13 protein-coding genes are annotated in these 12923 nt (G+C 39.0%); 12 read left to right on the forward strand and 1 reads right to left on the reverse strand.

All coding sequences use genetic code 11. The features are described 5' to 3' along the window. The first annotated feature begins 18 nt into the window (after nucleotides 1-18). The 7 genes from N8M95_RS08465 to gap all read left to right on the forward strand — a co-directional run bounded on the left by N8M95_RS08465 (nucleotide 19) and on the right by gap (nucleotide 8202). Nucleotides 19-462 carry a low molecular weight protein-tyrosine-phosphatase gene (locus N8M95_RS08465; RefSeq protein WP_000737435.1) on the forward strand — a complete coding sequence of 148 codons (444 nt, stop codon included), beginning with the start codon at nucleotides 19-21 and terminating at the stop codon, nucleotides 460-462. Beyond that, the gene (locus N8M95_RS08470; protein ID WP_000429311.1) at nucleotides 449-859 is read left to right on the forward strand and encodes an MORN repeat-containing protein; all 411 of its coding nucleotides are present in this window, start codon (nucleotides 449-451) and stop codon (nucleotides 857-859) included. The genes N8M95_RS08465 and N8M95_RS08470 overlap by 14 nt, the downstream gene beginning before the upstream one ends. A gap of 299 nt (nucleotides 860-1158) precedes the next feature. Next, nucleotides 1159-3810 (forward strand): bifunctional acetaldehyde-CoA/alcohol dehydrogenase, encoded by a 2652-nt coding sequence (gene adhE / locus N8M95_RS08475; protein WP_261068177.1) that lies wholly within the window; start codon nucleotides 1159-1161, stop codon nucleotides 3808-3810. A gap of 123 nt (nucleotides 3811-3933) precedes the next feature. Continuing rightward, entirely contained in the window at nucleotides 3934-4854 is a 921-nt protein-coding gene (locus N8M95_RS08480) for a helix-turn-helix domain-containing protein (protein ID WP_261117014.1), read from the forward strand. A 210-nt stretch (nucleotides 4855-5064) separates the two neighbouring features. Beyond that, nucleotides 5065-5748 carry an ABC transporter ATP-binding protein gene (locus N8M95_RS08485; protein ID WP_261117015.1) on the forward strand — a complete coding sequence of 228 codons (684 nt, stop codon included), beginning with the start codon at nucleotides 5065-5067 and terminating at the stop codon, nucleotides 5746-5748. Continuing rightward, the gene (locus N8M95_RS08490; RefSeq protein ID WP_261117016.1) at nucleotides 5717-7018 is read left to right on the forward strand and encodes an ABC transporter permease; all 1302 of its coding nucleotides are present in this window, start codon (nucleotides 5717-5719) and stop codon (nucleotides 7016-7018) included. Before N8M95_RS08485 ends, N8M95_RS08490 begins: the two co-directional genes overlap by 32 nt. A gap of 176 nt (nucleotides 7019-7194) precedes the next feature. Next, entirely contained in the window at nucleotides 7195-8202 is a 1008-nt protein-coding gene (gap, locus tag N8M95_RS08495) for a type I glyceraldehyde-3-phosphate dehydrogenase (RefSeq protein WP_000260685.1), read from the forward strand. Between the two features lie 71 nt (nucleotides 8203-8273). On the opposite strand, the gene N8M95_RS08500 is transcribed toward gap, so the two are convergent. Further along, nucleotides 8274-9149 (reverse strand): RluA family pseudouridine synthase, encoded by an 876-nt coding sequence (locus tag N8M95_RS08500; RefSeq protein WP_134813814.1) that lies wholly within the window; start codon nucleotides 9147-9149, stop codon nucleotides 8274-8276. Nucleotides 9150-9235: 86 nt separating this feature from the next. On the opposite strand from N8M95_RS08500, the gene pbp2a reads away from it, so the two are divergent. The 5 genes from pbp2a to N8M95_RS08525 all read left to right on the forward strand — a co-directional run. After that, nucleotides 9236-11431 (forward strand): penicillin-binding protein PBP2A, encoded by a 2196-nt coding sequence (pbp2a, locus tag N8M95_RS08505; protein ID WP_261117017.1) that lies wholly within the window; start codon nucleotides 9236-9238, stop codon nucleotides 11429-11431. 52 nt (nucleotides 11432-11483) lie between these two features. Next, entirely contained in the window at nucleotides 11484-11636 is a 153-nt protein-coding gene (rpmG, locus tag N8M95_RS08510) for a 50S ribosomal protein L33 (protein ID WP_001809375.1), read from the forward strand. 9 nt (nucleotides 11637-11645) lie between these two features. Continuing rightward, on the forward strand, nucleotides 11646-11822 hold the full coding sequence (gene secE / locus N8M95_RS08515) for a preprotein translocase subunit SecE (RefSeq protein ID WP_001210990.1): 177 nt from the start codon (nucleotides 11646-11648) through the stop codon (nucleotides 11820-11822). 53 nt (nucleotides 11823-11875) lie between these two features. Continuing rightward, nucleotides 11876-12412: a transcription termination/antitermination protein NusG gene (gene nusG, locus N8M95_RS08520; RefSeq protein ID WP_000376740.1), complete on the forward strand. Its 537-nt coding sequence runs from the start codon at nucleotides 11876-11878 to the stop codon at nucleotides 12410-12412. Between the two features lie 119 nt (nucleotides 12413-12531). After that, nucleotides 12532-12923: fascin domain-containing protein (locus N8M95_RS08525; protein ID WP_261117018.1), on the forward strand; the 392-nt coding region annotated here is incomplete at its 3' end.

Genomic DNA, 12923 nt, shown 5'->3' on the forward strand with positions numbered 1-12923 from the left:
TAAAAGAAAGGAAATGGGATGAAAAAACTAGTCTTTGTCTGCCTGGGAAATATTTGTCGCAGCCCTATGGCAGAGTTTGTTATGAAATCAATGACAGATAATTATGAAATCCAAAGTCGAGCGACTTCCTCTTGGGAACATGGCAATCCGATTCATAAGGGAACTCAAGGGATTTTTAAACAGTATGAGATTCCTTATGAAAAATGCAAGACATCGCTTCAGATTAGTAAGGAAGATTTTGAAGCCTTTGATTATATTATCGGTATGGATGCTTCAAATGTTTCTGACTTACGTCAGATGTGTCCAGCAGACTGTAAAGATAAGATTTACTCATTCGCATCTGAAAGTGTTCCAGATCCTTGGTATACAGGAGATTTTGAGGAAACCTATCAGCGTGTTCAAGAGGGTTGTCAAGCTTGGTTAGAACGTTTAGAAAAGGGGAGTGAAGATGGAAAATCTTAAGAATTTTTACGACAAGTATCGTATCTATCTGACTCGTCCACGTTTAGAGATTTTGGCAGTAGTTACGATTGTTTTTTGTGCTGTACTCGTCTTTTTTCTAAATATTCCCGGAAAAGGTGTTCTAAAGCTTGATAATGGAACCATTGTTTACGATGGCAGTCTTGTACGTGGTAAAATGAATGGACAAGGTACCATTACCTTCCAAAATGGAGACCAGTATACTGGTGGTTTCAACAATGGAGCCTTCAACGGAAAAGGTACCTTTCAATCTAAAGAAGGCTGGACCTACGAAGGTGATTTTGTAAATGGTCAGGCTGAAGGAAAAGGGAAACTAACAACAGAACAAGAAGTTGTTTATGAAGGGACTTTTAAACAAGGCGTTTTTCAACAAAAATAAAGCCTCCTTATCAAAGGAGGTATTGTTAGCACCTAAAAGTAAGCGCTTACTAGAAAATCTATCTCTTTCCAAATCCCTCTTCCAAGTAAGTTTGTGAAATAAAAAATATTTGAAATGATTTTCACAAACTCTAAAGAAAAAACGTGATAAGTAAAGAAAATGAGAAAAAATTCACAAACAATAAAAAATTCTTTGTGAAATGTTTATGAAACTGTTTACAAAGTTGAAATAATGCGTTATAATAAACTTGTGAAAAAATTAACAAAGGATATCAATCCTTGAAAGCTATGGAGGAAAATATGGCTGATAAAAAAACTGTGACACCAGAAGAAAAGAAACTCGCTGCTGAAAAGCATGTCGATGGCTTGGTGCAAAAAGCTTTAGTTGCTCTTGAGGAAATGCGTAAACTCGACCAAGAACAGGTCGATTACATCGTAGCTAAAGCGTCAGTGGCAGCTTTGGATGCCCACGGAGAATTGGCTTTACATGCCTTTGAAGAAACAGGACGTGGTGTATTTGAAGATAAAGCAACTAAGAACTTGTTTGCTTGTGAACACGTAGTAAACAATATGCGCCACACTAAAACAGTTGGCGTTATCGAAGAAGACGATGTGACAGGATTGACCCTCATCGCTGAACCGGTCGGTGTTGTCTGTGGTATCACCCCTACAACAAACCCGACATCAACAGCAATCTTTAAGGCATTGATTTCATTGAAGACACGTAATCCAATCGTCTTTGCCTTCCACCCATCAGCTCAAGAATCATCAGCTCACGCAGCTCAAATCGTTCGTGATGCTGCGATTAAAGCAGGTGCTCCTGAAAACTGTGTACAGTGGATTACTGAACCATCTATGGAAGCAACTAGTGCGCTTATGAACCACGAAGGTATTGCAACAATCCTTGCAACAGGTGGTAATGCCATGGTTAAAGCGGCTTACTCATGTGGTAAACCAGCTCTTGGGGTAGGTGCCGGAAACGTTCCAGCTTATGTTGAAAAATCAGCTAACATCCGCCAGGCTGCACACGATATCGTCATGTCTAAATCATTTGACAACGGTATGGTCTGTGCATCTGAACAAGCGGTTATCATTGACAAAGAAATCTACGATGAATTTGTAGCAGAGTTCAAATCTTACCACACTTACTTTGTAAACAAGAAAGAAAAAGCTCTTCTTGAAGAGTTCTGCTTTGGCGTGAAAGCAAACAGCAAAAACTGTGCTGGTGCGAAATTGAACGCTGACATCGTTGGTAAGCCAGCAACTTGGATTGCTGAACAAGCTGGATTTACAGTTCCAGAAGGAACAAACATTCTTGCTGCAGAATGTAAAGAAGTTGGTGAAAATGAGCCATTGACTCGTGAAAAATTGTCACCAGTTATCGCAGTTTTGAAATCTGAAAGCCGTGAAGATGGTATTGCCAAAGCTCGTCAAATGGTTGAATTTAACGGTCTTGGGCACTCAGCAGCCATCCACACAGCTGATGAAGAATTGACTAAAGAATTTGGTAAAGCTGTTAAAGCTATTCGTGTTATCTGTAACTCACCTTCTACTTTCGGTGGTATCGGGGACGTTTACAATGCCTTCTTGCCATCATTGACACTCGGATGTGGTTCTTACGGACGTAACTCAGTTGGGGATAACGTTAGTGCCATTAACCTCTTGAATATCAAAAAAGTCGGAAGACGGAGAAATAACATGCAATGGATGAAACTTCCTTCAAAAACATACTTTGAACGTGATTCAATTCAATACCTTCAAAAATGTCGTGACGTTGAACGTGTCATGATCGTTACTGACCATGCCATGGTAGAGCTTGGTTTCCTTGATCGTATCATCGAACAACTTGACCTTCGTCGCAATAAGGTTGTTTACCAAATCTTTGCTGATGTAGAACCAGATCCAGATATCACTACAGTTGAACGTGGTACTGAAATCATGCGTGCCTTCAAACCAGATACAATCATCGCTCTCGGTGGTGGTTCACCAATGGATGCTGCTAAAGTAATGTGGCTCTTCTACGAGCAACCAGAAGTGGACTTCCGTGACCTTGTACAAAAATTCATGGATATCCGTAAACGCGCCTTCAAGTTCCCATTGCTTGGTAAGAAGACTAAATTCATCGCTATCCCAACTACATCTGGTACAGGATCTGAAGTAACACCATTTGCTGTTATCTCTGATAAAGCAAACAACCGTAAATATCCAATCGCTGACTACTCATTGACACCAACTGTGGCAATCGTAGACCCTGCTTTGGTATTGACAGTTCCTGGATTTGTAGCTGCTGATACTGGTATGGACGTATTGACCCACGCGACTGAAGCTTACGTATCACAAATGGCTAGCGACTATACTGATGGACTTGCACTTCAAGCAATCAAACTTGTATTCGAAAATCTTGAAAGCTCAGTTAAGAATGCAGACTTCCACTCACGTGAGAAAATGCATAACGCTTCAACAATCGCTGGTATGGCCTTTGCCAATGCCTTCCTAGGTATTTCTCACTCAATGGCACATAAGATTGGTGCCCAATTCCACACAATCCACGGTCGTACAAATGCTATCTTGCTTCCATACGTCATCCGCTACAACGGTACACGTCCAGCTAAGACAGCAACATGGCCTAAGTACAACTACTACCGTGCAGATGAAAAATACCAAGATATCGCACGCATGCTTGGACTTCCAGCTTCTACTCCAGAAGAAGGTGTGGAGTCTTACGCAAAAGCTGTCTACGAACTTGGTGAGCGCGTAGGTATCCAAATGAACTTCAAAGCACAAGGTATCGACGAAAAAGAATGGAAAGAACATTCACGTGAATTAGCCTTCCTTGCTTACGAAGACCAATGTTCACCAGCTAACCCACGCCTTCCAATGGTTGACCATATGCAAGAAATCATCGAAGATTCTTACTATGGCTACAAAGAAAGACCAGGACGCCGTAAATAATTGTTTATCAGCCTAGAGGCAGGGAATCCCTGTCTCTTTTTTTGTAATTCTATTTGAAAAATGGTATAATCATCGCATATATTTATTTGAAAATCAAAGCTTTGATAATCATGCGAGGGGCAAATGAACAAGATAAATGAGTTAGGGGATAAAGTGCGACTTTTAAGAGAGGAGAAAGGACTTAGTCGTCCAGTTTTTTGTGGGGATGAGTCTGAATTATCAGTGCGTCAGTTGGTGAGAATCGAAAAAGGAGAATTTCGACCGACTATAAAAACACTAGAATATATTGCAGATAGATTAGAAATTCCATCCTACGTCTTGATGCCAGATTATAAGGAACTGCCTAAACGCTACCAAGAATTAAAGTACTTTCTTTTACATCACCCTGACTATGGAGACAAGGAGTTGCAGGAGCAGAAGGAAGAATATTTCGATGAGATTTTTGAGAATTTTTATGATGATTTGCCACATGATGAGAAAGTGCTAGTGGATTGTCTTCAAGCTATAGATGCAGTGAGAATGTCTAGTAATTCCTTATATGGAAGCAGTGTGATTGAGGATAGTCTTCAAGACTTACTATCCAGAGATGTATATAAAGCCGAGGACTTGTTGAAACTGAGACTGTATTTCAACTGTCAGTTAATGGATGGTTTAAATATGGGTGAGATAAAAGAATCTGAGCATGAAACCATTCTTTGTTTTCATGACAAACTAAGTTCTCAGGTTGATAAGATAGAGTTCGATTGTTTGGACTTGCTTAGAGATTCCTTGTTAGCTTCTTTAGCTTGTATAGAAATTATGGGGCTGTTTCGTTATTTTAAGAGAGCAGTTGAGACCTTAAATAAAATAGGGCAGAAAACACGAGATTTTCAAAAACAACCGATTGTCTTGATGGTAGAATGGAAATATTATATTCAGATGGATTATGATACAGCTAAACAAAAGTATGAAGAAGCAAAAATGATGGCGAGGATGTTTGGCAATGAGAAGTTAATCGTTAGTTTAGATAATGAATGGGCCGAGGATCTAGAAAGATATCGTTAAAGAGTTTATAGGAGTGACATTTCTGTCATTGGGGAAATGTCGCTTTTTTGTTAAAATGAATTTTACTTGATATACATCCAGAAGCAAACTAGGCAATAGAGAGAATATTCTAAGTAATAGGCCCATAGGGTAAATCAGTGCTGATGTAGCTTAAAGGATTTTCTATAAGTGTGATGTATGATGATAACAGTTTCAAACAAGGAGGAAAGAATGTCCATTTTATCAATTAAAAATATTTCAAAGTTTTACGCCTTGGACGGTAAACATCAAGAGCAGGCTTTAAAGAATATTAACCTGCAGATTGCAAAAGGAAAAATTACAGCGATTTACGGGCCGTCAGGCTGTGGCAAAACTAGTTTGCTAAACATTATCAGTGGTCTAGATAGACAATATGAAGGAGTTTTAGAATTTAAAGGGGAATCCCTCCGTGACTTATCAGATATTGAACTAACTCAATTTCGTAAAGATAAGATTGGATTTGTGTTTCAAAACTTTAATCTCATTCCTCATCAATCTGTCTTGGACAATGTCAAGCTACCTCTCTATGTCAAAGATTTATCTGATAGGGAGATGACAATGATTGCAAAGGAGCAATTAAGTAACTTGGGCATGGAACCTTTTGTGGCTAAAAATGTTAAACAGCTTTCTGGTGGGCAAAAGCAACGTGTAGCAATCGCGCGTGCCTTGGTAAATCAGCCTGATATGATTGTAGCAGACGAGCCAACGGGTTCGCTGGATTCTCAATCCCAAGAAATGGTATTGGAGGTATTTAAAAATTTAGCCCAAACAGGGAAAACAGTATTGATTGTAACCCATAATCCAGAGGTTGCCGAATATGCAGATGTGATTATCAAAATGAAGGATGGTGAAGTCGTTGAAGAAGTCACAAAATAAAGGATTATCATTGAAAAATAAATTCAAACTTTCTTTAAATAACTTTATGGAAAGAAAGTGGCGTAACCTATTGATTGCGCTAGCAACCTCAATCGGTTTTGTAGGAGTCTTAATTTCTTTCGGCTTGGGAAATGCTTTGATTTCGATGATTGATGAAAATACGAATGGAGGTCAAATCCCTTCTCAAGTTCAGATTGCTTTAAACACAAAAAATGTTGGACGAGGCTTTTTGAACCAAGATGATAAGAACTATATCACGGATACAGTTGGAAAAGAAGCTATTAAATATTTGGAGAGTCCTTTTGGGATGACCATGTCAAATATTACTATAGATGGGCAAGAAATGGATCTGAGTCAAACGATGCCTTCTTATGCTCAAGTAGTGAGTCTCTATGAGGATACAAGTATCTCTGTTAGTAGTAATGAGACGGACAAAGTGTTGGCTGGATACCTCTATACTGATACAAATGAACAGGGATTAACGATTCCAATCAGCTTACTAAAAAATTGGAATGAACAGACAGGGAAAAATCTGACAGCTGCTGATCTTATTGGCAAACCAGTCTCAGCCAGCATTGTGGAAAATGCTGCCGAAGCTAGCAAAATTGCTCAATTTCAAACGAAGATTGTACGTGTAATCAATGATGAAGATGACATGGAGGACAGCAACAGTTTCATGTCGGCTCATCAAATGGAAACGATTTTGAAAGAAGCTGGATTTACAAAAGCTGTATCTTATTTTATCTTGGAACTCAAAGATCCATCACAGACAAAAGTGGTAACAGAAGAACTACAGAAAAATAAGAAGTATACTGTGCTTTCTCAACAGAAGGTTCTTGATATTGTGATTACCTTTATTCGTGTCATTCAGGGATTATTGATTGTACTTTCATCACAAGCTATTGTGGTAGCAGCAGTCATGATTGGTATTATTATTTACATCAATATTATGCAACGTTCTAAGGAAATAGGTGTCATGAAGGCAGTTGGTTATCAGAATCGTGATGTCAAAGGAATTTTTATTTACGAGGCTATCTGGATTGTAGGAATCGCCTTGCTACTGGCCTTTTTGGTAGCACAAGGGGTGGGAAGTTTGGCGAATGCGATTGTAAGCCACTTTTACCCATCCATCACTAAGGTTTTTGAATTAAATTTGTTATCTGTTTTAGGAACTCTAGTTTTCGCTCTGTTACTTGGTTATGTCTCAGCCTACTTTCCAGCGCGTAAAATTAGTAAAATGGACCCTGTAGAATCGCTACGATATGAATAGTAAGGGAGTTCTTGATTTACAGACTTAAAAAGAAACTAACAGAGAAAAACAATGCCCATACTTGCAATTCAACTCAAATAGTTATATAATAGGTTTGTTGAAAGGTGATTTGTAGTGATTCAAGTTACTCTTTTCACAATAAAAATTTCATGATTTTCATAAGGAGGAAATCACTAATGGTAGTTAAAGTTGGTATTAACGGTTTCGGACGTATCGGTCGTCTTGCTTTCCGTCGTATCCAAAACGTAGAAGGTGTTGAAGTTACACGCATCAACGACCTTACAGATCCAGTTATGCTTGCACACTTGTTGAAATACGACACAACTCAAGGTCGTTTCGACGGTACTGTTGAAGTTAAAGAAGGCGGATTCGAAGTTAACGGTAAATTCGTTAAAGTTTCTGCTGAACGTGATCCAGAGCAAATCGACTGGGCTACTGACGGTGTAGAAATCGTTCTTGAAGCTACTGGTTTCTTTGCTAAGAAAGAAGCAGCTGAAAAACACCTTAAAGGTGGAGCTAAAAAAGTTGTTATCACTGCTCCTGGTGGAAACGACGTTAAAACAGTTGTATTCAACACTAACCACGACGTTCTTGACGGTACTGAAACTGTTATCTCAGGTGCTTCATGTACTACAAACTGCTTGGCTCCTATGGCTAAAGCTCTTCAAGACAACTTTGGTGTTGTTGAAGGATTGATGACTACTATCCACGCTTACACTGGTGACCAAATGATCCTTGACGGACCACACCGTGGTGGTGACCTTCGCCGTGCTCGCGCTGGTGCTGCAAACATCGTTCCTAACTCAACTGGTGCTGCTAAAGCTATCGGTCTTGTAATCCCAGAATTGAACGGTAAACTTGACGGATCTGCACAACGCGTTCCAACTCCAACTGGATCAGTTACTGAATTGGTAGCAGTTCTTGAAAAGAACGTTACTGTTGATGAAGTGAACGCAGCTATGAAAGCAGCTTCAAACGAATCATACGGTTACACAGAAGATCCAATCGTATCTTCAGATATCGTAGGTATGTCTTACGGTTCATTGTTTGACGCAACTCAAACTAAAGTTCTTGACGTTGACGGTAAACAATTGGTTAAAGTTGTATCATGGTACGACAACGAAATGTCATACACTGCACAACTTGTTCGTACTCTTGAATACTTCGCAAAAATCGCTAAATAATTCATGAGTCGATAAAAAGCAAGGCCTCTTGGTCTTGCTTTTCTTATATGGAAAAATGGATGACACAACAATCATCCATTCTTTTTTAATTCTTTTTCAAAAGTATCTGAAAGAGCAGTGAAGCTTAAATTCTCTAAAGTAAGTGGATGGGTAAAGGACAGACGAAAGGCGTGGAGCATAAGCCGACTTGTCTTTGATTTGCTATTATAGAGAGGGTCGCCCAAAATAGGGAAGTTATGATGCGAAAGGTGCACACGAATCTGATGAGTTCGGCCTGTCTTTAGTTTGCAACGAACCAAGGAAGTCTTGTTTGGGAATCGCTTTAATCTGCTGACATGTGTTTCAGCAGATTGCCCATTTTTTGTATCAACCACTCTTTTTCTGCGGTCATGACGATCACGTCCGATTTTGTCTTTGAAGACAAGTTCTTTTCTGCTGATATTTCCATCAACTAGTGCCCAATATTCCCTAGAAATCTCTTTTCTTTCTAGTAAGCGATTGAGAATGGGCAGGATAAAAGGATTTTTGGCAAAGAGAACTAAACCACTGGTTTCCATGTCTAGACGATGAACGACATAGCAGGTTTGGCCAACGTAGGAACTGACATGGTTAAGAAGAGCAATTTCGTTTGGTTGATTACCGTGGGTTTTCATCCCTTCGGATTTGTTTACAATAATCAAGTGTTGGTCTTGATAAACTTCCTGAACTAAGTCTGGGTTACCCCAAGGGATTTCTTTTTCAGGATAATCTTCCTTGTCAAAAGTTAACTGGCAAATATCTCCAGGATTCACCATCTTGTTCCAGCGAACTTCTCGCTGATTAATTAAAATATGTTTCTTGATTCTCAAAAAATGCCGGATTTTTCTAGGGATGAGGAGTTGTTCCTCTAGTAATTGCTTTACCGTCATTTGAGGTAGAGAGTCTGGTAATGTAAATGTGAATTTCATACAGATATTGTAACAAAAAAAGCCCTATTTGGATAGGAAATAGCTAAATTCTTGTCTTCCTATGATGAAGATGATAAAATAAACGCATGAAATTAGATAAATTGTTTGAGAAATTTCTTTCTCTTTTTAAAAAAGAAACAAGTGAATCGGAGGATTCTGATTCTACTAGCTTACGTCGCTCTCGTAGTGATCGAAAAAAATTAGCCCAAGTAGGTCCAATTCGAAAATTCTGGCGTCGCTATCATCTAACAAAGATTGTCCTTATACTAGGTTTGAGTGCAAGTTTGCTAGTTGGAACCTATTTGTTTGCTGTAGCCAAGTCAACCAATGTCAATGATTTGCAAAATGCCTTGAAAACTCGAACTATCATTTTTGACCGTGAAGAAAAAGAGGCTGGTGCCTTGTCTGGTCAAAAAGGAACCTATGTTGAATTGACTGATATCAGTAAAAATTTGCAGAATGCCGTTATTGCGACAGAAGACCGTTCTTTTTATAAAAATGACGGGATTAACTATGGTCGTTTCTTCTTGGCTATTGTAACTGCTGGTCGTTCAGGTGGTGGTTCTACTATTACCCAACAGCTGGCTAAAAATGCCTATCTGTCACAGGATCAAACTGTTGAGAGAAAAGCGAAAGAATTTTTCCTTGCTTTAGAATTAACCAAAAAATATAGTAAGGATCAAATTCTAACCATGTACCTTAACAACGCTTATTTTGGAAATGGTGTGTGGGGTGTAGAAGATGCGAGTAAGAAATACTTTGGAGTTTCTGCATCAGAAGTGAGTTTAGATCAAGCTGCTACTCTGGCAGGGATGCTCAAAGGGCCGGAACTGTATAATCCCTTGAATTCTGTAGAAGATTCTACCAATCGGCGCGATACTGTCTTGCAAAATATGCTTGCAGCGGGTTACATTGATAAAAATCAAGAAACCGAAGCTGCAGAAGTTGATATGACTTCGCAATTACACGATAGGTATGAAGGAAAAATCTCAGATTACCGCTATCCTTCTTACTTTGATGCGGTGGTTAATGAAGCCGTTTCCAAGTATAATCTAACAGAGGAAGAGATTGTCAATAATGGCTACCGCATTTATACAGAGCTGGACCAAAACTATCAAGCAAATATGCAGGTTGTCTATGAAAATACAGCTCTATTTCCTAGGGCAGAGGATGGAACATTTGCTCAATCAGGAAGTGTGGCTCTCGAACCGAAAACAGGTGGAGTTCGTGGAGTTGTCGGTCAGGTTGCTGGCAATGATAAAACTGGATTCCGGAGTTTCAACTATGCAACTCAATCAAAACGTAGCCCTGGTTCTACAATTAAGCCTTTAGTTGTTTATACGCCTGCAGTTGAAGCTGGCTGGGCTTTGAATAAGCGGTTGGATAACCATACCATGCAGTATGACAGCTATAAGGTTGATAACTACGCAGGGATCAAAACGAGTCGAGAAGTTCCTATGTATCAAGCCTTGGCAGAATCGCTTAATCTGCCTGCTGTTGCCACTGTTAATGATTTGGGCGTTGATAAGGCTTTTGAGGCGGGCGAAAAATTCGGACTCAACATGGAAAAGGTCGATCGTGTTCTTGGCGTCGCCTTGGGAAGCGGTGTTGAAACCAACCCTCTTCAAATGGCTCAAGCATATGCTGCCTTTGCAAATGAAGGTTTAATGCCGGAAGCTCATTTTATTAGTAGAATTGAAAATGCTAGTGGTCAGGTCATTGCGAGCCATAAAAATTCACAAAAACGGGTGATTGATAAGTCTGTAGCTGACAAGATGACTAGTATGATGTTGGGGACATTCACCAACGGTACCGGTGTTAGTTCATCGCCTGCAGACTATGTCATGGCAGGAAAAACTGGAACAACTGAAGCTGTTTTCAATCCTGAATACACAAGTGACCAGTGGGTAATTGGTTATACTCCGGATGTAGTGATTAGTCACTGGCTTGGTTTCCCTACCACTGATGAAAGTCACTATCTAGCAGGATCTACTTCAAACGGTGCAGCTCATGTCTTTAGAAACATTGCCAATACCATTTTACCTTATACGCCAGGAAGTACCTTTACAGTTGAAAATGCTTATAAGCAAAATGGAATTGCACCAGCCAATACAAGAAATCAAGTACAGAGTAATGAAGAAAATCAGGCGGATAATAGCCTTTCTGATATTAGAAGTCGTGCACAAAATCTGGTAGATGAGGCTAGCCGTGCTATCTCGGATGCTAAAATTAAGGAAAAGGCTCAAACGATATGGGATTCGGTAGTCAATCTATTTCGTTAAGATGCTTGTCAAAGCCTAGCTTTCTTGTTATAATAGATAAGATGGAGGCGTTATGGCACTAAAAAAAGCAAGCCTAGCTTGTGCGGTTTGTGGTTCGAGAAACTATTCAATCAAGATCAGCGGAAACCCCAAGCCAACACGACTAGAAGTAAATAAATTTTGTAAACATTGTGGTAAGTACACTACACACAGAGAGACGAGATAGGAGAGAGCGATGCGTTTTATTGGAGATATTTTTAGACTTCTTAAAGACACAACATGGCCAACTCGCAAGGAAAGCTGGAGAGATTTTCGTTCTATCATGGAATACACTGCTTTCTTTGTTGTGATTATTTATATTTTTGACAAGTTGATTGTTTCAGGTTTGATTCGATTTATTAACATTTTTTAGAAGATTTGTGGAGTTATTTACGCCAAAAATCTTCTATTATGAAAGGAAGTATCATGGATAGTTTTGATAAAGGATGGTTTGTTTTACAAACCTATTCTGGTTATGAAAATAAGGTAAAAGAAAATCTATTACAACGTGCACAAACCTACAATATGTTGGATAATATATTACGTGTTGAAATTCCAACACAAACAGTGCAAGTTGAAAAAAATGGAAAGAGAAAAGAAGTAGAAGAAAATCGCTTTCCAGGTTATGTTCTTGTGGAAATGGTGATGACAGATGAAGCTTGGTTTGTTGTTCGAAATACACCAAACGTTACAGGATTCGTCGGATCTCACGGAAATAGATCAAAACCAACTCCATTATTGGAACAAGAAATCCGTGATATCTTGGTTTCTATGGGACAAACTGTACAAGAGTTTGATATCGATGTTGAAGTTGGTCAAACTGTACGTATCATTGATGGTGCTTTTGCAGACTATACTGGTAAAATTACAGAGATTGATAACAATAAAGTGAAGATGATTATCTCTATGTTTGGTAATGACACAGTTGCAGAAGTAAACCTAAACCAAATTGCAGAATTATAACCCAAAGAGAGGCTTGTCCTCTCTTTTTTGTGCAGTTGAGGCAGTGTAGAGAACAGAACGGGGGAAATAACCAAATTAGCTTCTTTATTTGTTAGACTGTATCTAGAAAGGGGAACAATATGATTGAAGAATTGTATGAAGAAGTCCGAGGCATTGTATATAAGAGTAGAAAAGAATATTACTTGCATTTATGGGAGCTATCGGATTGGGATCAAGAGGGTATGATTTGCTTACATGAATTGATCAGTAGAGAAGAAGGACTAGTAGAAGATATACCACGCTTACGTAGATACTTCAAAACTAAATTCCGGAATCGGATTTTAGACTATATCCGTAAGCAAGAAAGTCAAAAACGAAGATATGATAAAGAACCCTATGAAGAAGTAGGTGAGCTTAGTCATCGTATCAGTGAGGGAGGTCTGTGGCTAGATGATTATTATCTCTTTCATGAGACACTAAGAGATTATAGAAGCAAACAAAGTAAAGACAAACAAGAAGAGTTAGAACGCAT

The organism is Streptococcus mitis (assembly GCF_946190325.1).
In the GTDB taxonomy this organism is placed as follows: domain Bacteria; phylum Bacillota; class Bacilli; order Lactobacillales; family Streptococcaceae; genus Streptococcus; species Streptococcus mitis_CF.

What these genes read in the sequence shown, in the direction of transcription:
- N8M95_RS08465 (WP_000737435.1), top strand. Translation starts at nt 19, where the DNA reads ATGAAAAAACTAGTCTTTGTCTGCCTGGGAAATATTTGTCGCAGCCCT.
- N8M95_RS08470 (WP_000429311.1), top strand. Translation starts at nt 449, where the DNA reads ATGGAAAATCTTAAGAATTTTTACGACAAGTATCGTATCTATCTGACT.
- adhE (WP_261068177.1), top strand. Translation starts at nt 1,159, where the DNA reads ATGGCTGATAAAAAAACTGTGACACCAGAAGAAAAGAAACTCGCTGCT.
- N8M95_RS08480 (WP_261117014.1), top strand. Translation starts at nt 3,934, where the DNA reads ATGAACAAGATAAATGAGTTAGGGGATAAAGTGCGACTTTTAAGAGAG.
- N8M95_RS08485 (WP_261117015.1), top strand. Translation starts at nt 5,065, where the DNA reads ATGTCCATTTTATCAATTAAAAATATTTCAAAGTTTTACGCCTTGGAC.
- N8M95_RS08490 (WP_261117016.1), top strand. Translation starts at nt 5,717, where the DNA reads ATGGTGAAGTCGTTGAAGAAGTCACAAAATAAAGGATTATCATTGAAA.
- gap (WP_000260685.1), top strand. Translation starts at nt 7,195, where the DNA reads ATGGTAGTTAAAGTTGGTATTAACGGTTTCGGACGTATCGGTCGTCTT.
- N8M95_RS08500 (WP_134813814.1), bottom strand. Translation starts at nt 9,149, where the DNA reads ATGAAATTCACATTTACATTACCAGACTCTCTACCTCAAATGACGGTA.
- pbp2a (WP_261117017.1), top strand. Translation starts at nt 9,236, where the DNA reads ATGAAATTAGATAAATTGTTTGAGAAATTTCTTTCTCTTTTTAAAAAA.
- rpmG (WP_001809375.1), top strand. Translation starts at nt 11,484, where the DNA reads ATGGCACTAAAAAAAGCAAGCCTAGCTTGTGCGGTTTGTGGTTCGAGA.
- secE (WP_001210990.1), top strand. Translation starts at nt 11,646, where the DNA reads ATGCGTTTTATTGGAGATATTTTTAGACTTCTTAAAGACACAACATGG.
- nusG (WP_000376740.1), top strand. Translation starts at nt 11,876, where the DNA reads ATGGATAGTTTTGATAAAGGATGGTTTGTTTTACAAACCTATTCTGGT.